Here is a 20410-nt window from a genome sequence, read left to right as displayed (position 1 = left end):
AAGAGATTGAGGCAGGTGGACAGCATGGAAGAACCGGTAGACCCGATACAGCGAGCTTTTCTGGGCGTCGAGCGATCGATCAGCGGTCAGCGCTGGGTCTCTCGTCTCGACCAGGCCGGGCAGAACCGCGCGCTGGCGATCAGCCAGGTTCATGGCTATTCCGATCTCATTGGACGCGTGCTGGCCGGCCGTGGCGTTTCGCTCGACGATGCCGCGACCTTCCTCGACCCGACGCTTCGCTCGCTGATGCCGGACCCCGACACCTTGACCGACTGCTGCAAAGCGGCAGAGCGCCTGTCGCTGGCAATATCCAGGCGCGAGAAGGTAGTGGTCTTCGGCGACTACGACGTCGATGGCGCTGCATCCTCGGCGCTGATGGCGCGCTTCCTCGAACATTTCGGGCTCGAGGTCGAGATCTACATCCCCGATCGCATCTTTGAAGGCTATGGCCCCAACCCACAGGCGATCGAACAGTTGATCGATAACGGGGCCAGGCTCATCGTCACCGTCGACTGTGGCTCGACCAGCCATGAATCGCTCGCTGTCGCGGCCCAACGCGGTATCGACGTCGTCGTCATCGACCATCACCAGGTCGGCTCGACGTTGCCGCCATGCCATGCACTGGTCAATCCCAACCGCGAGGACGATCTCTCCGGCCAGGGGCACCTTTGCGCTGCCGGCGTCGTCTATCTCGTTCTCGTCAATGCCGTGCGTGTGCTGCGCGCCGCTGGTGATGCGCGCGTTGGGACTTTCGATCTACTGGCGCAACTCGATCTCGTGGCACTCGCAACCGTTTGTGATGTGGTGCCGCTGAAGGGGCTCAATCGCGCCTATGTGGTCAAGGGGCTGATTGCAGCCCGGCATATGGGCAATGTCGGGCTGGCCGCGCTGTTGCGCAAGGCGGCGATCGGCGGTCCCGTGACGCCATATCATCTCGGCTTTCTGGTCGGGCCACGCATCAATGCGGGCGGGCGCATCGGGGACGCGGCGCTTGGCAGCCGCCTGTTGACGATGGACGATAGTGCTGCGGCTGAAACGATTGCGGCACGGCTCGACGAGCTCAACCGCGAGCGGCAGGCGATGGAAGCGGCGATGTTGGCCGAGGCCGAGGCCGAGGTTCTGGCTGAGTACGGCACGGGCGAGGGCGCCTCCGTCATTGTGACGGCGCGGGAGAACTGGCACCCCGGTATCGTCGGGCTGATCGCGGCGAGAATAAAAGAGAAATTCCGTCGCCCGACCTTTGCCATTGCCTTCGATCCGAATGGTCGCGGCACCGGATCGGGTCGGTCGATTGCTGGTTTCGACATGGGAAAGATGGTTCGTGCCGCCGTCGACGGCGGATTGTTGGTGAAAGGCGGCGGCCACGCCATGGCCGCAGGCCTGACGGTCGAGCGGGCAAAGCTCGGCCGGTTGCGCCAATTCTTTGAGGAGAAGGCTGAAGCAGCCGTGCGGGACCTCGTTGCGGTGCAGACGCTGAAGGTGGACGGCGCGCTCGGCGCGTCTGGCGCAACGCTGGAACTGATCGATCTGCTGGAGCAGGCCGGCCCCTACGGCTCCGCCCATCCGCAGCCGGTCTTCGCCTTCCCCCTGCATCGGCTGCGCGACTGCCGCCAGGTTGGAGCCAACCACATCAAGGTGACCCTCGAAGGGCAAGACGGCAGCCGCCTCGAAGGTATCGCCTTTCGGGCCGTGGAGACGCCGCTCGGCGACTTCCTGTTCGCCAGCCGTGGCGCATCCATTCATGTTGCGGGTTCGGTTTCGGCCGATCTTTGGCAAGGCCAGCGGCGCGTGCAGTTGCGTGTAAGCGACGCTGCCAAGGCAATGTAGCCGGCAGCCTGAATCTATATTCCGTCAAGCTCTGCGGTGCCGCTTGGAATGCATGACTATCTGCCGGGATCGAGTCCAGTCATCTCCTGTGAACCTGCGTCAGAGACGGGGCAGAAGTACTCCGCGCCACGGGACGGAGCATGACTATTTTTGGTCCTGCGAAGACGTGCAGGCCGAACATCAACAATGTCGAGGGGAAGGTCACAGTGGCACGCCCTAGGGGAGTCGAACCCCTCTTCCCAGAATGAAAATCTGGTGTCCTAACCGATAGACGAAGGGCGCACTTGCTGTGTGGGCGTCTTATAGTCAGCGCTTTTGCCGGCTGCAAGCGCTAATGTCAGGATTTTTGAGGTTTTTCTGGGGAAAATGCAGGAAAAATCAACGGCTAAGAACATGGCGCAGATGCCTGAAGCCGAGGGGCATGGGTCGATGCAATCGGCGCCAAAACGGAAACGAATGTGCTGGGGAGGGGATCACAGTGGCACGCCCTAGGGGAGTCGAACCCCTCTTCCCAGAATGAAAATCTGGTGTCCTAACCGATAGACGAAGGGCGCACTTGCTGTGTGGGCGCCTTATAGGCAGCGCCTTTGCAGACTGCAAGCGTGAATCTGAAAATTCGTGTGCTTTTCCCGTGAAAAAGAAACGGAAAAATCTGCACCCGTTCGGCGTGCATGTGCGCATCGCATATTCGAGCGCACGCTGAATTCTCGGCAAGAAACTGCCGATCACCAATAACAAAATCATCTGAAGGGGAGGGTCACAGTGGCACGCCCTAGGGGAGTCGAACCCCTCTTCCCAGAATGAAAATCTGGTGTCCTAACCGATAGACGAAGGGCGCACTTGCTGTGTGGGCGTCTTATAGTCAGGCGATTTGATTACCGCAAGCGGCAATTTTCATTTTTCTGTAAAAAATGCAAAAGCCGGAAAAGATGGACGGATCCTGCGGATTAGCTCATGGAAACAAGGGCTTGCCTTCAGCCCTTGCCGCGGCGGCAGCGCCAGTTCCAATCGCGCTGGGCGCCGATGTCGATATGAACCGATTCCGTGTGGCAGTAGGTTCCAACGCCACCGCGCCCGGGAATGCTGCGCAGGAAATCTGCCAACTCCCACTTGCTGACGCCCTTCACCTGGATGTCTGCCGCCTCGCAGCGCGTATGGAGGGATTGCTTTGCGCGGTTGACCTTGATCGGGCGCAGGCCCGAAGTCACCATCACTTGGCGGCCGTAATGCGTTTCAACCTGTTTGAGCATCTGCATCAGTTCCGGCTTGAAGCAGCCGGCCTCGACCTTTTCGGTCTGCAGGATAAGGCCGCTTGGTGCCAGACGGGCCAAGCCGGAAAGGGAGGCGACCTGAACCGGTGCGTCCTCTTCGTCCGCCGCGTGGTCTTCATGCGCCACGCTGAACAGCGGGCTCATCTTGACGCCGGGCAGGCCCTGATAGGCGAGCGAGGCCATCTGCGGCTGGCTGGCGTTGCTGGTGGTGATGGTTTTTTTCTCAGCCGGCTGCGCTGCGCGCGCCGTTTCCTGCTGCTGTTTCTCCTTGCGTTTTCCCGCAAACAGGCTCGCAAGCGTCCAGGTCTTCGGTACTTCCTTGGAGCCGCTTTCGCTGGCCTTGGCGTTCGGCGTGGCCGTGGCGGCCTGGGTCGCCACGTCTGTTGCCGCCTGCGCCTGCTCAACAGCTTGTACGGGCTGAAGCACGCGCGATGTCTTGCCGCCGAGGGCGGCTTGCGCGCTCAAGGGCAGCGGTACCGAGGCGGGAAGAGTAGCGCCTTCCGGGGCGGCATAGGCCATCACTGCTGTATCGGACGGGGCGCCGGAAGTCTCATTCGATGCGCCTTGCTGCGGCTGGATGATCGGCTGGGGTTGCGGCTGAGGCTGAGGCTGGATTTGCCCCTGTCCTTGGCTGCCGCTGAAGAGGCTGTTCGTCGTTGCGTTCATGCTCGGCTGGGCAGCGCCTGTGGCCGGGACGGAGCCCGTCGCCTGCGGCTGTGCGCCCGCCATCGCCGCTTGACCGGCCGCGGCCGGAGCCTGGCCATAGATGCTCGATGAGGCCGCACGCAGGCCCGTGCTCTGCATGGTCAGCGGCCCACCCTGTTGCGCGGGGGCCTGACCCGGCGCGAGAGCGCTATTGCCTTGGGCTGCCTGCGGGTTGCTGCCAACCGCCGACACTTGAGCGTCGCGAACGGTCGCGCCGGTCTGGGGCGAATCGGCGACCTGCAGAGCGTCTTGCGCTTCCTCTACCTTCAACGCATTTGCTGCTTCGCTATCAGCGACGGCAGACACGCAGCCGCTCAACGCGAACAGCGAAACGGATATCGCGGCTGCGCGGCTGAAAGTTGCCAGCAGCGCTCCCCTTGTTTCCCGATGTTGCAACGTCCTATCCCCGCTCTCCGTGCATGATCGGCGAGATCGTCGCCTTTCCATGCATTAAGTCTCAGTTCCGAAACATCGCCCAGAACAAACAAACACGAATTTCGCGCGGCGACCAATCGGATCGCCGCGGGAAGGATTAGGCCAAATACAGTTAGGGGCGTCGCCACGAGACATCGCGGATAGAACCCCGTATCAACGTTTCGCGCGGAAAGTTACTGAACGATACGTGATTTGTAAACTGGCGCTAACCTTGAGCCCACATGCGCCAAGCATGCGAAGGCCCGGTGTCGATGCCGGGCCCCGGATCATTCGTCAATTCAACGGATCCGCGACTCGACTGTGCCAAGCCGAAACTCCCGGCTGCAGACGTCAATCATCGGCGGCCAGAATTGCGCGAGGCTTACCAGGCGCCGGTGTTGGCCATGGACGCCCAGGGCTCCTGCGCCGCCAGGTTCTCGCCCTTCTGCAGGATCTCGATCGAAATACCGTCGGGTGAGCGCACAAAGGCCATGTGCCCATCGCGTGGCGGGCGGTTAATGGTTACGCCGTTGTCCATCAGGTGCTGGCAGAAGCCATAAATGTCATCCACCTCATAGGCCAGGTGACCGAAGTTGCGACCGCCTGTATAATCTTCGCTGTCCCAATTGTAGGTGAGTTCGAGGCACGGCGAGAGTTCGCCCTTTGCCCGGTCGAGATCGCCTGGGGCGGCCAGGAAGACAAGCGTGAAGCGGCCCTTCTCGTTCTCGTAGCGACGGATTTCGCTGAGGCCGAAAAGCGTGCAATAGAAGTTCAAGGCCTCGTCCAGATTTTTGACGCGAACCATCGTGTGCAGATAACGCATTGCAATGTCCCTGTTTCGAAGAAGATGGCGTATACTTATCTGCCAGCAAGCCAGAGGCAAGGCTGCGTCCCTACATTGGATCCAGGCCAAAATACGCCGAGGGTCTTGCGCACCAGCGGCGGGACGATGTTATTCTGGTCAATAAGAATCAGTTAACCGTAGTCGGTAGTCGCGCGTAAACGAGGGGCTGGGAGAGAATGGCGGATAGGACATCTTCAAAAGACGTCATGCATGATGACGACTTTGGCAGCGACGCCCTCGACCTCGTCGAAATCACCGGCGTGATCAAATGGTTCGATGTCGCCAAGGGGTTTGGCTTCATCGTGCCTGATAACGGCATGCAGGATGTGCTGGTGCACGTGACCTGCCTGCGGCGCGACGGCTATCAGACGGTGCTCGAAGGGGCCCGCGTCGTGGCTCTCATCCAGAAGCGCGACCGTGGCTACCAGGCCTTCCGCATTCTGTCGATGGATCAGTCGACGGCCATTCATCCCTCGCAACTGCCGCCGATCAGAACCCACGTGCAGGTAACGCCGACGAGCGGCCTCGAACGTGTCTTGGTCAAGTGGTTCAACCGGACCAAGGGCTTCGGCTTCTTGACGCGCGGCGAGGGCACGGAGGATATCTTCGTTCATATGGAAACGTTGCGCCGTTTCGGTCTGACGGAACTGCGCCCCGGCCAAGTGGTTCTCGTGCGCTTCGGCGACGGTGAAAAGGGCTTGATGGCGGCCGAGATCCATCCCGATGGCCCAACACCGACAAGCCGTTCGCACTGATGTCGATGGCTCGAACCTTTTCTGCAAGAAGCGCCGCCACGGCGCTTTTTTTGTCGGCGCTACTGTTTGCAGCCTTTGCGCTAGCGGAAGCGCAATTCACCAGCGACCGGATGCGGCTGGTGACGGCCGACAACAAGATCCATGAGTTCACGGTCGAGCTTGCCATCGATGCCGATCAGCGGGAGCAGGGGCTGATGTTTCGGCGCTCAATGGCACCCGATCACGGAATGTTGTTCGATTTCGGTGATACCCGTCGGGTGATGATGTGGATGAAGAACACCTATCTGGCGCTCGACATGCTGTTCATCGACAAGAGCGGTACTGTGCGGACGATCCATCAGGATGCCGTGCCGTTTTCCGAGGCGATCATCGATTCGCGTGAGCCGGTGGCCTATGTGCTGGAACTCAATGCCGGAACCGTCAAACGGCTCGGCATCAAGCCGGGTGATCGGCTGGAAGGCGCTCGTATCGTCGGTAACTGATGATGCAGGGCACGGTGTCCGACGTGGCCCGGTTAACGGTTTCCAACCAGCTGATTTAAAAGCGCAATTCATTATTCTTGCACTGCAGCGAGCCTTTTCGGCAGACGCGCCCTACATAAGTTGGTAGTCTTTCTATCGGACCAACAGGAGGCATCTGTGATGATCAGGCATGTGCTTGTTGCAATCATTGCTGCGGCCGCCTTCGCGCCCGCGGCATCGGCCGCCGATCTGACCGAAAACCTCGAGCCGGCGCCCCTCGTGGAAGCAGCGCCTACCTTTGTCTGGACCGGCGGTTATGTCGGTCTACAGGGTGGCGGCGGCTGGCTTAATGGCGATTTCAGTACGCCGGGCGGAAGCGCTTCACAGGATTTCAATGGCGGCCTTCTCGGTGCCTTCGCCGGCTTCAACTACCAACAAGGCGATTGGGTCTACGGTATCGAAGGCGATGTCAGCTATAACTGGAACGACAAGACCTTCGATATCTTCGGCGCCTCTCCGGAAGCCGGAACCGATGTATCCGGTTCCGTCCGCGGCCGTCTGGGTTACGTCGTCAACGACAAGGCACTTGTCTATGCGACCAGCGGCTGGGCGATTACGCGCGGCTTTGTCGATGTGCCTGGGGCTTCCAAGGAAAAGGAAACCTTCAATGGCTGGACGATCGGTGCCGGTGTCGACTACGCCTTCACCGACAGCCTGTTCGGTCGGGCCGAATATCGCTACAACGACTATGGCGACAAGGATGTCGGCGGCTACAACGTCGATTTCGACCAGCATCAATTCACCGTCGGCATCGGCGTAAAGTTCTAAAGATTGTGAATGCGAGGAGAGGGCGCCGATGGCACGGAGCCCTCTTTGCTGTCGTCATCGTGCTCTTCACGCTTTGATCGGGGCCGAGACCCCAGCCAATCTTCGGCTAAGGCCCGGCGCTGCTGAGGATTGCATTACGATCGGCTTCGCCTGCAAGATCGATGGTGATGCGCATTTCATCCTTCACCGGTCGCCGTAGAGCGTTCTTGCCCGATGGTGCTGTGGAGAGGCGGCCTGCCTCTTCAAGTATGGCGATACGCTTGCGTGATAGGCCGAGTTCCATGGATAGCAACCGCTCCGTTCGCAGCGATGTTTTCATCGCCAGGTCAAGAACGATCTCCAGAGGCGGGGATGATTCGGCGGCCGGGTTCAGAATCGTCTTTTGCACATGAACCTCGGAAAACTCCTCGATCTGCCCCGCATCCCGGCGCAACCCGTCGAGATCGAAAGAGACCTTCTCGATCCAGGCTTCGTCATTGGTCTGAAGCGCGTTGAGCGTGTGCGGATCGATATCGCGGATGTGGCGGCGTTCGAAGATGGGGCGGTTCCAGGTGCTGTCGCAACTGCAGCAGCGATAGATCAGCCAGGCATCCAGCCGCCGACCATTGGCATTGAGCCGTGTCTTGCCGCTCGGCTCGAATGGACGTGCTGCTCGGCAACGGTTGCAGGCGAGCCAGGGACGCGGCGCGATTTTGGGTTTGATGGTCCACTGGACCAGGTATGTGTGAGACATGTCGTCTGGTTCTTCCGATTGGAAGTCCATCAAGACGACGGTTTGAGCACCCGTTCAGGGGACGCGGTCTGGCAGCGTTGTTGGTGATGGTTCGATCCGCACAAGCAATTGTGCGGCGACAGGTCGGCAATGCCATTCCGGTCTCGAACCGTCACCTCGACGAACGCATTGAGTTGCGATCCGACAGCGACGATCGCTATCGGGCGTACGTGGTGAAACAAGCGAGACCGGGGTTTACAAAGGCAAAGCGGAACTCCAGGAAAAGGCAGCGCAATTTGTTGCGCAACCGTCCTAGCCGAATATTGTTGCTACGGGAAGTAGTAGTATTTGTGATAGTCGCGTTTTTGGATTTGTCGTGGCGTGTGAGGACGAGTTTCTCTGATTGAGTTTTTCTATGTGCCGTCGGACACCGGATGACCCAGTCGGGAAGGCCGGGCTGTCGTGCCGGCATAGAAATTCTTGTTAAGAGGTACTAGGCGCTCAAAGTTCGAAGAACGCGTTGACTCGTATCCATATATCCAATAGGTTGGATATATGGATAACTTGGAAGCCATCACTGCGCTGGGCGCACTCGCACAGAGCACTCGTCTGGACACGTTCCGGCTGCTCGTCAAACATGAGCCTGACGGGCTGCCCGTTGGCGAGTTGGCGAAGATCGTCGACGTGCCGCAAAACACCATGTCTGCGCATCTCAAAACGCTGACACAGGCTGGCTTGATCTCCGGTGAGCGCCACAGCCGTTCAATCATCTACCGTGCAAAGCTCGATGTGTTCCGCGAACTGACACTGTTCCTGATCAAGGACTGCTGTGGCGGCAATGCGGAGATTTGCACCCCTTTGATTGCCGAACTCATGCCGTGCTGCCCACCCGTGGGAGTGAGCGCATGACTGGCTTTATTTTTCTAAAGTCGGACCAACACCACTAGGGACAACTCCAATGTCTGAACGTGTTTATAACGTGCTCTTCTTGTGCACGGGCAAGTCCGCTCGCTCTATTCTTGCCGAGTCCATCCTCAACGCCGAGGGCAAGGGCAGCTTCCGCGCCTACTCCGCGGGCAGCAATCCAAAGGGCGAGGTCAATCCTCACGCCATCAGGGAGCTAGACGCACTCGGTTATCCGTCCACGGGGTTTTCCTCGAAAAGCTGGGACGTCTTCGCTGAGCCAGGCGCACCGCAGATGGACTTCATCTTCACCGTCTGCGACAGCGCAGCAGGCGAAGCGTGCCCTGTGTGGATTGGCCATCCCATGACCGCACATTGGGGTGTCGAAGACCCGGCAGTCGTCGAAGGGACAGAAGTCGAGGTGCAAAAGGCCTTCGCTCAAGCTGCAAGGTTCGTCAAGAACCGCATATCGGCGTTTCTCAGCCTGCCGCATTCCTCCATCGACAAGCTCGCCCTCGAACAGCACCTGCGCCAGATCGGCAGGATGGAAGGCTCCACGCAGCCTCAGGAAAAGGCAAGCTGATGTCGACGTTTGAACGTTACCTTACCGTCTGGGTGTTTCTCTGCATTGTTGTCGGCATCGCGCTTGGTCATCTGATGCCAGGCGTCTTCCTGGTCGTCGGGGCAGCGGAAATCGCCAAGGTGAACATCCCCGTCGCCGTCCTGATATGGTTGATGGTTATCCCCATGCTGCTGAGGATCGACTTCGGATCATTGTCTAAGGTCGGCAGCTACTGGCGCGGGATCGGCGTCACCCTGTTCATCAACTGGGCGGTCAAGCCGTTCTCAATGGCGCTGCTCGGTTGGCTGTTCGTAGGCTACCTGTTTCGTTCGTGGCTGCCCGAAGACCAGATCGACTCCTATATCGCGGGCCTGATCATTCTCGCCGCAGCGCCGTGCACGGCCATGGTCTTCGTCTGGTCGAACCTGACAAAGGGTGAGCCGCATTTCACGCTTTCCCAGGTCGCACTCAACGACGCCATCATGATTGTCGCGTTCGCGCCGATTGTCGGCCTACTCCTCGGACTGTCGGCAATCACGGTCCCTTGGGACACGCTGACGATCTCGGTCGCGCTCTACATCCTGATCCCTGTGGCGATCTCGCAGGTCCTTCGCAAGATGTTGATGGCCGACGGCACGACGAGGGCTCTCGATGGGCTTCTCACCAAGCTGCAGCCTCTGTCGCTCTTGGCGCTTCTGGCAACCTTGGTCCTGCTGTTCGGCTTCCAGGGTGAACAGATTACCGCCCAGCCGACGATTATCGCACTGCTTGCAGTTCCGATCCTGATTCAGGTCTACTTCAATTCCGGCCTGGCATACCTTTTGAACCGGATGACTGGCGAACAGCATTGCGTTGCGGGACCGTCCGCACTGATTGGGGCATCAAACTTCTTCGAACTCGCGGTCGCGGCGGCCATCAGCCTGTTCGGCTTCCAGTCGGGTGCTGCGCTGGCAACCGTCGTTGGGGCCCTCATCGAGGTCCCGGTGATGCTGTCCGTCGTCTGGATCGTGAACCGCTCGAAGGGCTGGTACGAAGCAGGCACTGCCGTCGCCAAGAACACCATCGTCGAAAAAGCCGTTGCCGAAAGGGCATGATCATGGACGTCACTATCTATCACAACCCGGCCTGCGGCACGTCGCGCAACACGCTGGAAATGATCCGCAACGCGGGTATCGAGCCGACTGTCATCGACTACGTGAACACGCCTCCAACACGCGACCGGCTCGCGCAGACGATCACCGATGCGGGGCTTACGGTCCGTGAGGCGATCCGCGAGAAAGGCACGCCCTATGCGGAACTGGGCCTCGATAATCCGGAGCTGACCGATGATCAGTTGCTCGATGCCATGCTGAAGGACCCGATCCTGATCAACCGTCCGTTCGTCATCACGCCGATGGGTACCCGTCTTTCCCGTCCGTCCGAACTCGTCCTCGATATCCTTCCAGACACTCACAAGGGTGCGTTCACGAAGGAGGATGGCGAGCGCGTCCTCGATGAGAAGGGACGGCGCATTGTCTGAAACACTTCCTGCCGCCGCCAGTGAACACTTGTGTATGCTCGATCTCGATGCGCTGCATCCCGCGTTCTCGACACGCAAGCCGCGCATCCTGATCCTGTACGGTTCACTCCGGGAAATCTCCTACAGCCGTCTTCTGGCACACGAAGCTCGCCGCCTGCTGGAGCGCTTCGGCTGCGAGGTACAGGTGTTCGATCCCAAGGGCTTACCACTCCCCGATGAAGCGCCGATCAGCCATCCCAAGGTGAAAGAACTGCGCGACCTTTCCGAGTGGTCCGAGGGCCAGGTCTGGGTCAGCCCGGAGCGACATGGCGCGATGACCGGCATCATGAAGGCCCAGATTGACTGGATCCCGCTTTCCCTCGGCTCCGTTCGACCGACTCAGGGCAAGACGCTGGCGGTCATGGAAGTGTCCGGCGGCAGCCAGTCGTTCAATGCGGTCAACCAGATGCGCATTCTCGGTCGCTGGATGCGGATGATCACGATCCCGAACCAGTCTTCATTTGCCAAGGCCTACCAGGAGTTTGACGGCGATGGCCGGATGAGGCCGTCGTCCTACTACGACCGCGTCGTCGACGTCTGCGAAGAGCTGGTGAAGTTTACGTGGCTTACCCGAGATGCGTCGTCGTACCTCACTGACCGCTACAGTGAGCGGAAAGAGGATGCGGAGAAGCTGGAGAAGCGGGTTCAGCTCAAGGCCATCTGAACAAACGCCTTGTTCGAAGCTCCACCAGGGGATGAAGACCTATCAGGAGGCGGAGCAACACGATCCTGTTCTATTTTGCCTGTCTTCTTGGACCGGCGGGCAAGGTACGTCACCGTAGGAGCAGAACACACAACAGTCACCAGCTTTTGGCCGGAGCATCGTGCCACATCCGATACATTCATAGAAAAACTGGCAAGCGTCGACGGGCATCGTTTCCGTTGCCGTTTGCCCGCAGTGCGGACAGGTAAGGGTCGATTGAAGCTGCACCATCGTTCCTTGCTTTAGTAGACAGGGTGATTCTACTTGGCACGGCACGTGAGCCCAACAACTAAAAACATCATGCCCGGTGCGGGCGGTACGAGCACCCAGATTGACGGTATACTTCTACGCGCACCGTATTTCCACAAATGCCGAAATACTCTTTGACCGGAGGCGGTTTTCGCCATAGCTTATTTCCATGATTATCGAAAAAGCAGCATCGCAGCTCGAAGCGATTGGCAACGTTACCCGCCTTCAGATTTACCGTGCGCTTGTGCGTGCCGGTGAAGATGGCCTGCCGGTCGGGAAGCTGCAGGAGAAGCTGGAAATTCCGGCATCGACCCTTTCACACCACCTCAAGCGGCTCGTCGATACAGGCCTTGTTATCCAGGATCGTCAGGCGACGACACTGATTTGTACCGCGAACTACAAGCACATGAACGCGCTGATTGGCTACCTTGCCGATGAGTGCTGCGCCGACGCAGCTTGCTCAAAGCAGACCGACGAAACCGTAGCCTGAGGGCTTTTTTTCGCACTCTAATTTCGAAACTTCCAGAAATACGAAAGGATATGCAGATGGCTTTAGATAGTAACCTTCCTGTGGCAGTGATTGGTGCTGGTCCTGTTGGCCTCGCAGCTGCCGCGAGACTGGTCGAGGCAGGCATCACACCGCTTATCCTGGAACGGGGGGCTTCCGTCGGCTCAGCACTTGTTGACTGGGGCCATGTCCGCGTGTTCTCACCCTGGAAATACAACATCGACGATGCCGCGCGGCGATTGCTCGATGACCACGGCTGGAGCGCTCCACGAGCAGATGGTGTGCCGACGGGTCGGGAGATCGTTCAAAACTATCTGCTTCCACTATCTGCTATCCCTCAGATCGCTGACAACCTGAAACTCAGTGCTACGGTCAAGGCGATTACGCGTGCGGGGTTTGACAAGGTCTCATCAAATGGTCGTGAGGCTGCGCCCTTCGTGGTCCGCTACAACGATGCAACGGGTGAGCACGACGTCCAGGCACAGGCCGTTATCGACGCATCCGGCACATGGACGCAACCGAACCCGATGGGGATCAACGGGCTGCCTGTTGTTGGTGAAATTGCCTCCGGCAGGCTCTCCTATGGCATTCCAGATGTTGCCGGGACCAGGCGGGCTGACTTCGTTGGCAAGCGAACATTGGTCGTCGGAAGTGGTCACTCCGCAATCAATGTCGCCTTGGCCTTATTGGAACTTCAGGAAAGTGATCCTGCGACTGAAATCTTCTGGGCGCTCCGTCACCATGGTGTAGCTCGCCTTCTTGGCGGCGGTCTCAATGACCAGCTACCCGAGCGCGGTGCCCTCGGGTTGGCTGCGAAGAAGGCCATGGACGAGGGTCGCCTCAAAATGCTGACGTCCTTTGCTGCCAGAAGTGTGAAATCAGAAGGCGAAGGGGTGGTGGTCGAAGCCGTGTCAAATGGAGAGCCTATCACACTGGCGCTCGACCATGTGGTGGTCACGACTGGTTTCCGGCCTGACCTATCGTTTCTTCGAGAACTCCGCATTGATCTCGATCCTGCCGTGGAGGCCCCGCCAGCCCTGGCTCCACTGATCGATCCGAACCTTCATTCCTGCGGTACCGTCCCGCCCCACAGCGTCGATGAATTGGCCCATCCGGAGAAGGATTTCTACATCGTCGGCTCGAAGTCCTATGGCCGCGCTCCAACATTCCTGATGAAGACCGGCTACGAACAGGTTCGTTCCGTGGTCGCCGAGCTTGCAGGGGATCATCTCGCCGCCAGACGGGTCGAACTTGTCCTTCCCGAGACAGGAGTGTGCTCTGTCGACCTCGCAGTGAATGCCACATCATCCGGATGCTGTGGGGGACCTGCGCCCTTAGAAACGGATGCCTGTTGTGTCGCCGACGCGACCGCCAAATCCGAGGGAAAGTCCGGATGTGGTTGCTCGGCGTCGGTCGTTGAAGAAGAGCGAGCGTGATCATGGAAAGACGGAAGCTTCCTACATGGGCGCTGGCGGGCCTCGGCGCATCACAAATTATCGGATACGGCACGCTCTATTATGCCTTCAGCATCCTGGTGCCAGAAATCGCCGAAGACATCGGCAAATCGCAGCAATGGGTCTTCGGAGCCTTTTCGGTGGCTCTGCTCGTTGGCAGCCTTGCCGCACCCCTCTCAGGCTACCTTGCCGACCGGATCGGTGCGGGGCGATTGATGGCGGCAGGATCGCTGTTAGCCTCCGCGACACTCGTCTTGATGGCGGTATCCACCGGGCCAATCACCTTCGCTGTCGCACTGGCGCTGACCGAAATCGTCTCTGTCGCTGTCCTCTATGCCACTGCCTTCACGGCTATCGTTCAGACTGGAGGACACAAAGCCCAGAAGTCGATTGTTCACCTGACACTGATCGCTGGTTTCGCCTCTTCGCTGTTCTGGCCGCTGACATCCTGGCTGCATGGTTTTCTGTCTTGGAGAGAAGTCTACCTGCTCTTTGCCGCGTTGAACCTCCTCGTCTGTCTTCCAGTGCATTTGGCGCTGGCGCGGCTGACGACGACTGCGGTGTTCGCTTCCAGGGGTACCGTCGCGGCCGTTGGCGAACACCGGCCACTTGCGAACGGAACGCTTGTATTCTCCCTCATGCTGCTTGGCTTTGCCATCGAAGGCTATGCGCTGTCGGCGATCCTGGTTCATATGGTTCCGCTCACACAGGCGCTCGGGTTTGGTGCCGCAGGTCTCCTGGTAGCCTCGCTGTTCGGTCCGGCTCAGGTCGCAAGTCGCTTGATCAACCTGCTCTTCGGCCGTGAACTGTCGCAGAAATGGCTGGCTGTTATCGCGACCGGGCTCCTGCCAATCGGTTTGACGATCCTCCTGATGACGACACCGTGGGTGCCCGGAGCGGTAATGTTCGCTATCTGCTTCGGATTAGGCTCCGGTCTGACAAGCATTGTCGGCGGGACATTGCCGCTCGAACTGTTCGGACCAAAGGGATACGGCAGTCGTCTCGGCTGGGCCACGTCGGCCAAACAGATGATGTCGGCGATTGCGCCGCTCGCCATGTCCATGTCGATGGCCGGGATCGGCGTCGTGCCGTCCATCTGGATGACTGTGGCTATTGGCATAGCCGGGGTGGTGGCATTCTTAGCCATCGTTGCAGTCGTGCAGGGTCCTGCCGGACTGCCCCGACCGGCTTAACGCTTCACGTTCGTTCTTTCGTCACGGTTTGCCGCTGATACTGGACGACCTCATGCCCAGTCAGCCTAAGGTCGTCCAGGGAGCAATTGGGTCGTGCGTCGGTCGCCTTTATTCGGCCGCTTCGTCTAGAGCATTTCCAGGAAAAGTGCGAAGCGGGTTTTCCGTCAGGATATGCGTAAAAACAAAGAGATAGAGCGTTTGTGCGGTTCCGCATAAATCGGAAACGCTCTAGGATCGCCGATCCAGGCTTCAAGTCGACCGACTGCGTGTCGAAACCGACTGCCTGGTGGAACGGTTGCAGCGATCAAGCGTTATTCTTACCAGGCAGCGTAAGCCCGCAGGCAGAGGCTGCCTGGTATCTCGTCAGGTGGGACTGAATCCCGACCGGAGATAGGAGCAGCGCCATGAGAATTTCTACGAAAATGTCATGCGTCGCATTTGTCGTCACCTTGGCCGGGAACACCGCACCGGCTTTTGCCGACAACTACTATTACGAGCCTGCACCCGGCGGCGTCTATGTTGATCCCATGCCGACGGGCAATGTGTATGTGGAGCCGATGCCGATGTACGGCGCTTACGGTTACTACCGTCCGCCGGCCCGGACGTTGGGTGACGAACGCGAACGCTATACGAATGAGTTCATGGGGCCCGGTGAAGGTGATTACTACCAGGGGATCGCGCACCCGCCACCAGTTCCCTGAGCGCCCGATCGTTCAGCATGAGGAAACGAGCAGCTGCGGCTCAGCGCCAGCCGAGAGTCGGTGCGACGCGATGTAGGGTCGCCTCGATAACGTGTGCGCTGTAGTCGACGCCCAGCTGATTGGGACGGCCGTGTCGGCCTCATCGATTGTCTCGCCTGGCGGCGCGCCAGCTTAGCCCTATGCCGACAGCATGCGGCGAGGTGAGAACAGTTGGCGCACAGTCTTTGGTCGCACCCAATTTCAGGTAAGACCAAGAGTATCAACTAGATGGAAAAGTGGTGGCGACCCCTGCAGGATTCGAACCTGCGACAACCTGCTTAGAAGGCAGGTGCTCTATCCAACTGAGCTAAGGGGCCGTTCCGGGCAGGGCCCGTCGAAAACGGCAGGACCTCAATGGGTCCAGGGCTGCATCCGGCTGAAACGGAAATTGTCCGGGTAGGATACAGTCTTGCGCGTCGCCTCTTTCGGCGCGATCACGCGGTATTCGATGCCGTTGCGTTCAGCGTAGGCGATTGCCTGTTCCGCACTTTCGAAAGTCAGTCGCAGTTGCTGCAACGTGTCGCCGGAGCTGGTGTAGCCCATGATCGGATCGATGGTGCGCGGCTTTTCCTGATCGAACTCCAGCAACCACAGATTCGTCTTGGCTTTACCAGACTGCATGGCGGTCTTTGCTGGACGATAGATCTTTGCGGACATTGTCTCGAACGGCTCCGTTATTTCGCTGGTGGAGCATTTTGCGGCCCCGACATGCGTCTTCCCATAGCGCAGAATGATTTAAAACGGAATGACTTTCAGACGGATAAATCTGGCTTTTCGTCCGTATTTTGTCAGTGCAAGGTGAGTGGTCGATTTACCATGAGGTGGCAATGGCATCACCGCATCCTGCGATCCGGGGCACAAAATGCCCGATATGCCCACATATTGGCGGCAACCAACATCGAGGGCAACTAATAACATAAGATTTTCAAGGGATTTCGTTGGTCGGAGTGGAGAGATTCGAACTCCCGACCCTCTGGTCCCAAACCAGATGCGCTACCAGGCTGCGCTACACTCCGTGCCAACGGCGCCGGAGATACACGCTTCACCCACGCCCTGCAACATGAAATTTCACGTTGACCGACACGGGAGGCCAAATGTGATGCGATGAGAGGGCGCCTTGGCGGCCAATATGCCGGAATTTCAGGCTCTGGTGCCGATTTCTCATTTTCATTTAGTACTCCCTAAACTCCATGCGATAGAGGCGCAGCGACAAACAAACACGCCGAGCCGGATCGATGACCGCCCAACTTGACCTCGCAACTGTGCTGCTGCTTCACAAATCGTCGTTTCTGGTCGGTGCGTTGTGCTTTCTTTATCTCCGGTGGCAGTCACCCCGGAACGAGGGGCTCGGCATTCTGGCAGCCGGGTTTCTTTTTCTCGCTCTGGCCTCGACGCTCTCAGGGTATGGCGAGCAGAAGCTGCTACCCGCTATTCTATGGACGCTTTCCAGTTTTACACTTGGTCTTGGCGGCTACGCCCTGTTCTGGATCGGTTTGCGCCGGCTGAGCGGCCAAAGGCGCCACCGGGCGGATTGGTTGGCGCTTGCCATTCCTTTGACCGGCGCGATTGCCGGCCTGATCACGCACTTCCACGTCATCAATTCTATACGCGCAAGTGCATTCAATACCGGTGCCTTCCTGTTTCTCGCCGCGTCCGCCTTTGCAGTCGTCGCAGATCGGAAAAGCGAGCCGCTGCCGGTCAGGACCATCTTCGCGGCTTCACTCGCAATCGGCGCCACGCTCTGCCTTGCCGTCGTGGTTGGCCTGCTCAAGCCGGATATCCTGCCGATCACCACGACCTACGCCTTCTTCCTGCTGATCATCAGCCACTTCGCCATTGCGCTCTTTGCACTGGTGCTGGTCAAGGAGCGGGCGGAGGCGGCATTGCGGCGAACGGCCGACACGGACATGCTGACCGGTGTGGGAAACCGTCGGTGGTTCCTGTCGCAACTGCCGCGTTTCGGCTGGAAGGGCGACGCCCTTGCAGTCATGGATCTCGATTTCTTCAAACGCATCAATGATCGCTACGGCCATCAGGCGGGCGACCAGGTGCTGATCGCCTTTGCCGAACTGGTGCGGGCAAACCTGCGCGCGACCGATTGTTTCGCAAGGCTCGGCGGCGTTCGGGCTCTACCTTCCGAAAACGAACGAGGTGCAGGCGCGAGCGATCGTCGAGCGGTTGCGGCTTGCCACCGAACAATTGCACATCCATTGCGACGGCCAGCGCATTGCCGTCAGTGTCAGCATCGGGTTTGTCGTCGGACAGGATGCGAAAAGCAGCTGGGAAGAGCTCTTCAGTATGGCAGATGCCGCACTCTATCAGGCCAAGGATGCTGGCCGTAACTGCATAGTCGCCTATGCCCCGCCACCGGCTTCGTTCGCAATTGGCATACCAATCGCACGGACAGGTTGAGTTTGACGCGAGGCAGTCGATGATCCGGCTGTCCGCCCTTGCGCGTCGCTATTTCGGGAGCCGGCACATCGCTGGCCTTTTGTCTCCTTAAGAACCTTGGATAAAAAAACGGGCCGGTCGGATCTAGGTCCGGCCGGCCCGTTCCGGCAATATCGCGGAAAGGGGAACGTCTCTGCGCGGGGCTGCAGCACCGCGCGAAGGGAGATCGATTGCCACCTGATAATGCCTGAATGCGGTCCGCCCAATTGACATTTTACGCCAGAAATTTGACATTTCTCGCATGTCTGGCACTGAGAAAATACAATCTATGATCGATGTCGTGGTGGTCGTGCTGCCGGAATCGTCGATCATGTCGCTGGCCTCCGTGCTGGATCCGATGCGCGCTGCCAACCGCGTCTCGGGCCGCCAGGTCTTTCGTTGGCGGTTGCTTTCGGCCGACGGTGAGCCGGTCATCCTGACATGCGGTATACCGATCGCGGTCGACGGCACGTTCTCGCTGCCGCTTGAAGGCGATGTCCTGCTGGCGATCGGTGGCTTCAATCTCGATCGGCATGTCGGGCGCCGGTTCATCGCCACGCTTCAGGAATGCGCCCGCCATTTTGGCATTGTGGCCGGCATCGAATCGGGCTGCTGGCTGCTCGGCCGCAGCGGTCTGCTCAACGGCCGCAAGGCAACCGCCCACTGGGAGGAGCTGGAGGATTTCAGCCAGGCATTTCCAGCATTGACGGTGCTGGGGGATCGGTTCGTCACCGATGGAAAGTTCTGGACCTCCGGTGGTGCGTCACCGACCTTCGACATGATGCTGCACCTCATCACCCAGCGCCTCGGCTCGGCGCTGGCGCTCGATGTCGCCAGCATCTTCGTCTACGACCAGACCCACAGCGCGACGGACATCCAGCCCGTGGTGTCTCTCGGGCGGATCGAGACCCGCGATCCCGGTTTGGCTGAGGCGATCCGCCTGATGGAGCGAACGCTCGAACGGCCGCTGACGGTGTCGGCGCTTGCACGCCGGCTGTCCATTTCGCAGCGGAAGCTGGAACTGCTGTTTACAAAGGGATTATCGACCAGCCCCGGCGCCTATTACCTGCGCCTGCGCCTGCAGGTGGCGCATCGACTGGTGCGCGATTCGGGCAGCCCGATCCGCGAGATCGCGCTGCGCTGTGGCTTCGACAGCCTGTCGGCTTTTTCCCGCGCCTATAGCCGCGAATATGGGACGAGCCCGCTGAAGATGCGTAGCAGGCACCGCGGCGCGGGTGCGACGTCGGAAGGTGGCGAGGGGATCTGAAGGTTGTGAGCGCACCGAACCTTTGCCAGCCATTATTATGTTTGGCGGTCGCGCTATCGGACGCCTGGGCTGCTGCTATTGGCAGCGTGCTTCGAAGCGGCGGCCATAGCGATCCCGATAGATACAATAGCCGTCACGCTCCCGGGAACGACCAATCAGGTTGCCCATAATGCCGCCGGCCACAGCGCCGATAGCCGCGCCGCCCCAGCTGTCGCTCACCACGCCTCCGATGATTGCGCCGGTTCCTGCACCGATTGCAGTCCCTCGCTCTGTCTGAGTGCAGGACGCGAGGGTACCAATCATTCCAACCGCAATGACAAGCTTTCTCATGCTTTCATCCCTTTGCTCGATATCAACCCGGGGCCTGGTGCACGTCTTTGCATCCACGGCGTGAGGTTCAGCATCTACGCAATGCTTGCAATTGTCGATAGTGCCGATTCTCAAAGGCGGCCGGCGCGCTGCTTGGCCTCTCATCCGCGCGGCCGCTGGGAAAGCTCCAACTACGCCGGCAAGAAAGTTGCATTTCTGACCAATGCACCGATCCCGCCTGTCGGCGGACGTACAGCCAGTTCAGAAGATCCACGAGGTTGTCGACTTTCCTGCCCGCTACCGAATGCCAATGGCTGGCACGGTCACCACCTGCGTCTGTACAAGCAGCGCCGGCCGGTACGGTGACCTGTGTTTCTGGCGAAGCATTCCCATATCTTAGCAACGCGGAAGGCAAGGGCGTTCCAGTTAGGGCACGGCGATTTTGAGGGATTTCGATGTACGGTGGCGACTCACTAAGGAGCAGCGATCAAGTGATTTTTAGCTAAGCGCTTGAATTTAAGTGGTGAGCGCGCAGGGATTCGAACCCTGGACCTACTGATTAAAAGTCAGTTGCTCTACCGGCTGAGCTACGCGCTCCCTGGCCGCGGCGGTGAAGCCCGGCGGAAGTGGGCGGACATATGCACTTGAGCTTCCCGCCGGTCAACCCAAAAATTACGGCTTTCGTGAAGAAATGGTGCATGGCGCAATGATCGCCAA

Annotated in this window: 20 protein-coding genes, 6 tRNA genes and 2 pseudogenes; 15 read left to right on the top strand and 13 right to left on the bottom strand. The window is 59.2% G+C overall.

Going from position 1 to position 20410, the window contains the following annotated elements; genetic code table 11:
• The first annotated feature begins 24 nt into the window (after positions 1-24).
• Positions 25-1827 (top strand): single-stranded-DNA-specific exonuclease RecJ, encoded by a 1803-nt coding sequence (gene recJ / locus IB264_RS24320; RefSeq protein ID WP_025426882.1) that lies wholly within the window; start codon positions 25-27, stop codon positions 1825-1827.
• Between the two features lie 207 nt (positions 1828-2034).
• On the opposite strand, the gene IB264_RS24315 is transcribed toward recJ, so the two are convergent.
• The 5 genes from IB264_RS24315 to IB264_RS24295 form a co-directional block, all read right to left on the bottom strand.
• Positions 2035-2109: transfer RNA gene (locus IB264_RS24315), tRNA-Glu, on the bottom strand.
• 197 nt (positions 2110-2306) lie between these two features.
• Positions 2307-2381, bottom strand: a tRNA-Glu gene (locus IB264_RS24310).
• A 209-nt stretch (positions 2382-2590) separates the two neighbouring features.
• Positions 2591-2665 (bottom strand) — tRNA-Glu (locus IB264_RS24305).
• Between the two features lie 136 nt (positions 2666-2801).
• Positions 2802-4199: a YcbK family protein gene (locus IB264_RS24300; protein WP_025426883.1), complete on the bottom strand. Its 1398-nt coding sequence runs from the start codon at positions 4197-4199 to the stop codon at positions 2802-2804.
• Between the two features lie 400 nt (positions 4200-4599).
• Positions 4600-5040 carry a VOC family protein gene (locus IB264_RS24295; RefSeq protein ID WP_025426884.1) on the bottom strand — a complete coding sequence of 147 codons (441 nt, stop codon included), beginning with the start codon at positions 5038-5040 and terminating at the stop codon, positions 4600-4602.
• Between the two features lie 197 nt (positions 5041-5237).
• Here IB264_RS24295 and IB264_RS24290 point away from each other — a divergent pair, with 197 nt between their 5' ends.
• From IB264_RS24290 to IB264_RS24280, 3 genes are all read left to right on the top strand, one after another.
• The gene (locus IB264_RS24290) at positions 5238-5816 is read left to right on the top strand and encodes a cold-shock protein (protein WP_025426885.1); all 579 of its coding nucleotides are present in this window, start codon (positions 5238-5240) and stop codon (positions 5814-5816) included.
• Entirely contained in the window at positions 5816-6298 is a 483-nt protein-coding gene (locus tag IB264_RS24285) for a DUF192 domain-containing protein (RefSeq protein ID WP_025426886.1), read from the top strand. The genes IB264_RS24290 and IB264_RS24285 overlap by 1 nt, the downstream gene beginning before the upstream one ends.
• A 159-nt stretch (positions 6299-6457) precedes the next feature.
• Positions 6458-7105, top strand: a complete 648-nt coding sequence (locus tag IB264_RS24280) for an outer membrane protein (RefSeq protein WP_025426887.1) — start codon at positions 6458-6460, stop codon at positions 7103-7105.
• 106 nt (positions 7106-7211) lie between these two features.
• Here the strand turns inward: IB264_RS24280 and IB264_RS24275 are convergent, their stop codons facing one another.
• On the bottom strand, positions 7212-7838 hold the full coding sequence (locus IB264_RS24275; RefSeq protein ID WP_192434236.1) for a DUF1062 domain-containing protein: 627 nt from the start codon (positions 7836-7838) through the stop codon (positions 7212-7214).
• Between the two features lie 534 nt (positions 7839-8372).
• Here IB264_RS24275 and IB264_RS24270 point away from each other — a divergent pair.
• The 5 genes from IB264_RS24270 to arsH are packed head-to-tail and all read left to right on the top strand — an operon-like array spanning position 8373 to position 11504.
• On the top strand, positions 8373-8726 hold the full coding sequence (locus tag IB264_RS24270) for a helix-turn-helix transcriptional regulator (protein ID WP_025426889.1): 354 nt from the start codon (positions 8373-8375) through the stop codon (positions 8724-8726).
• 49 nt (positions 8727-8775) lie between these two features.
• Positions 8776-9303, top strand: coding sequence for an arsenate reductase ArsC (locus IB264_RS24265; RefSeq protein ID WP_192434234.1), 528 nt, complete (start codon positions 8776-8778; stop codon positions 9301-9303).
• Complete coding sequence (gene arsB / locus IB264_RS24260) at positions 9303-10376, top strand: ACR3 family arsenite efflux transporter (protein WP_025426891.1); 1074 nt, start codon at positions 9303-9305, stop codon at positions 10374-10376. The genes IB264_RS24265 and arsB overlap by 1 nt, the downstream gene beginning before the upstream one ends.
• Positions 10373-10801, top strand: coding sequence for an arsenate reductase (glutaredoxin) (gene arsC / locus IB264_RS24255; RefSeq protein ID WP_225906175.1), 429 nt, complete (start codon positions 10373-10375; stop codon positions 10799-10801). Before arsB ends, arsC begins: the two co-directional genes overlap by 4 nt.
• Positions 10776-11504 carry an arsenical resistance protein ArsH gene (gene arsH, locus IB264_RS24250; RefSeq protein ID WP_025426893.1) on the top strand — a complete coding sequence of 243 codons (729 nt, stop codon included), beginning with the start codon at positions 10776-10778 and terminating at the stop codon, positions 11502-11504. Before arsC ends, arsH begins: the two co-directional genes overlap by 26 nt.
• 42 nt (positions 11505-11546) lie before the next feature.
• On the opposite strand, the gene IB264_RS34755 is transcribed toward arsH, so the two are convergent.
• Positions 11547-11771, bottom strand: coding sequence for a GDCCVxC domain-containing (seleno)protein (locus IB264_RS34755; RefSeq protein ID WP_239637575.1), 225 nt, complete (start codon positions 11769-11771; stop codon positions 11547-11549).
• Positions 11772-11961: 190 nt separating this feature from the next.
• Between IB264_RS34755 and IB264_RS24245 the strand changes: the two genes are divergently transcribed.
• The 4 genes from IB264_RS24245 to IB264_RS24230 all read left to right on the top strand — a co-directional run bounded on the left by IB264_RS24245 (position 11962) and on the right by IB264_RS24230 (position 15648).
• The gene (locus tag IB264_RS24245; protein ID WP_025426894.1) at positions 11962-12282 is read left to right on the top strand and encodes a helix-turn-helix transcriptional regulator; all 321 of its coding nucleotides are present in this window, start codon (positions 11962-11964) and stop codon (positions 12280-12282) included.
• 56 nt (positions 12283-12338) lie between these two features.
• Positions 12339-13736 carry an FAD-dependent oxidoreductase gene (locus IB264_RS24240; protein WP_025426895.1) on the top strand — a complete coding sequence of 466 codons (1398 nt, stop codon included), beginning with the start codon at positions 12339-12341 and terminating at the stop codon, positions 13734-13736.
• 2 nt (positions 13737-13738) lie between these two features.
• Positions 13739-14947: an arsenite efflux MFS transporter ArsK gene (gene arsK / locus IB264_RS24235; RefSeq protein WP_192434232.1), complete on the top strand. Its 1209-nt coding sequence runs from the start codon at positions 13739-13741 to the stop codon at positions 14945-14947.
• Positions 14948-15351: 404 nt separating this feature from the next.
• A complete protein-coding gene (locus tag IB264_RS24230) occupies positions 15352-15648 on the top strand; it encodes a hypothetical protein (RefSeq protein WP_025426897.1) in 297 nt (98 codons plus the stop codon).
• A gap of 40 nt (positions 15649-15688) precedes the next feature.
• Here IB264_RS24230 and IB264_RS34485 read toward each other — a convergent pair.
• The 4 genes and pseudogenes from IB264_RS34485 to IB264_RS24215 all read right to left on the bottom strand — a co-directional run.
• Positions 15689-15772: pseudogene (locus tag IB264_RS34485) on the bottom strand (flavin-dependent oxidoreductase); the annotation flags it as partial.
• Between the two features lie 155 nt (positions 15773-15927).
• Positions 15928-16004 (bottom strand) — tRNA-Arg (locus IB264_RS24225).
• 34 nt (positions 16005-16038) lie between these two features.
• A complete protein-coding gene (locus tag IB264_RS24220; protein ID WP_025426983.1) occupies positions 16039-16344 on the bottom strand; it encodes an ETC complex I subunit in 306 nt (101 codons plus the stop codon).
• Positions 16345-16626: 282 nt separating this feature from the next.
• Positions 16627-16703: transfer RNA gene (locus IB264_RS24215), tRNA-Pro, on the bottom strand.
• A 219-nt stretch (positions 16704-16922) separates the two neighbouring features.
• Here IB264_RS24215 and IB264_RS35430 point away from each other — a divergent pair.
• Positions 16923-18099: pseudogene (locus IB264_RS35430) on the top strand (GGDEF domain-containing protein).
• A 280-nt stretch (positions 18100-18379) separates the two neighbouring features.
• Entirely contained in the window at positions 18380-19384 is a 1005-nt protein-coding gene (locus IB264_RS24205) for a GlxA family transcriptional regulator (RefSeq protein ID WP_025426984.1), read from the top strand.
• Positions 19385-19459: 75 nt separating this feature from the next.
• Here IB264_RS24205 and IB264_RS24200 read toward each other — a convergent pair whose 3' ends face one another.
• Together IB264_RS24200 and IB264_RS24195 are read right to left on the bottom strand one after the other, a co-directional pair.
• A complete protein-coding gene (locus tag IB264_RS24200; RefSeq protein WP_025426985.1) occupies positions 19460-19714 on the bottom strand; it encodes a YMGG-like glycine zipper-containing protein in 255 nt (84 codons plus the stop codon).
• 500 nt (positions 19715-20214) lie between these two features.
• Positions 20215-20290: transfer RNA gene (locus tag IB264_RS24195), tRNA-Lys, on the bottom strand.
• Between the last annotated feature and the right edge of the window lie 120 nt (positions 20291-20410).

It is taken from the genome of Ensifer sp. ENS11, assembly GCF_014851895.1.
GTDB classification, from domain to species: domain Bacteria; phylum Pseudomonadota; class Alphaproteobacteria; order Rhizobiales; family Rhizobiaceae; genus Ensifer; species Ensifer canadensis.
Note: the sequence above shows the minus strand (reverse complement) of the source record. Positions and strands in the feature narration are given on the sequence as shown.

What these genes read in the sequence shown, in the direction of transcription:
- recJ (WP_025426882.1), top strand. Translation starts at nt 25, where the DNA reads ATGGAAGAACCGGTAGACCCGATACAGCGAGCTTTTCTGGGCGTCGAG.
- IB264_RS24295 (WP_025426884.1), bottom strand. Translation starts at nt 5,040, where the DNA reads ATGCGTTATCTGCACACGATGGTTCGCGTCAAAAATCTGGACGAGGCC.
- IB264_RS24290 (WP_025426885.1), top strand. Translation starts at nt 5,238, where the DNA reads ATGGCGGATAGGACATCTTCAAAAGACGTCATGCATGATGACGACTTT.
- IB264_RS24285 (WP_025426886.1), top strand. Translation starts at nt 5,816, where the DNA reads ATGTCGATGGCTCGAACCTTTTCTGCAAGAAGCGCCGCCACGGCGCTT.
- IB264_RS24280 (WP_025426887.1), top strand. Translation starts at nt 6,458, where the DNA reads ATGATCAGGCATGTGCTTGTTGCAATCATTGCTGCGGCCGCCTTCGCG.
- IB264_RS24275 (WP_192434236.1), bottom strand. Translation starts at nt 7,838, where the DNA reads ATGTCTCACACATACCTGGTCCAGTGGACCATCAAACCCAAAATCGCG.
- IB264_RS24270 (WP_025426889.1), top strand. Translation starts at nt 8,373, where the DNA reads ATGGATAACTTGGAAGCCATCACTGCGCTGGGCGCACTCGCACAGAGC.
- IB264_RS24265 (WP_192434234.1), top strand. Translation starts at nt 8,776, where the DNA reads ATGTCTGAACGTGTTTATAACGTGCTCTTCTTGTGCACGGGCAAGTCC.
- arsB (WP_025426891.1), top strand. Translation starts at nt 9,303, where the DNA reads ATGTCGACGTTTGAACGTTACCTTACCGTCTGGGTGTTTCTCTGCATT.
- arsC (WP_225906175.1), top strand. Translation starts at nt 10,373, where the DNA reads ATGATCATGGACGTCACTATCTATCACAACCCGGCCTGCGGCACGTCG.
- arsH (WP_025426893.1), top strand. Translation starts at nt 10,776, where the DNA reads ATGAGAAGGGACGGCGCATTGTCTGAAACACTTCCTGCCGCCGCCAGT.
- IB264_RS24245 (WP_025426894.1), top strand. Translation starts at nt 11,962, where the DNA reads ATGATTATCGAAAAAGCAGCATCGCAGCTCGAAGCGATTGGCAACGTT.
- IB264_RS24240 (WP_025426895.1), top strand. Translation starts at nt 12,339, where the DNA reads ATGGCTTTAGATAGTAACCTTCCTGTGGCAGTGATTGGTGCTGGTCCT.
- arsK (WP_192434232.1), top strand. Translation starts at nt 13,739, where the DNA reads ATGGAAAGACGGAAGCTTCCTACATGGGCGCTGGCGGGCCTCGGCGCA.
- IB264_RS24230 (WP_025426897.1), top strand. Translation starts at nt 15,352, where the DNA reads ATGAGAATTTCTACGAAAATGTCATGCGTCGCATTTGTCGTCACCTTG.
- IB264_RS24220 (WP_025426983.1), bottom strand. Translation starts at nt 16,344, where the DNA reads ATGTCCGCAAAGATCTATCGTCCAGCAAAGACCGCCATGCAGTCTGGT.
- IB264_RS24205 (WP_025426984.1), top strand. Translation starts at nt 18,380, where the DNA reads ATGTCTGGCACTGAGAAAATACAATCTATGATCGATGTCGTGGTGGTC.
- IB264_RS24200 (WP_025426985.1), bottom strand. Translation starts at nt 19,714, where the DNA reads ATGAGAAAGCTTGTCATTGCGGTTGGAATGATTGGTACCCTCGCGTCC.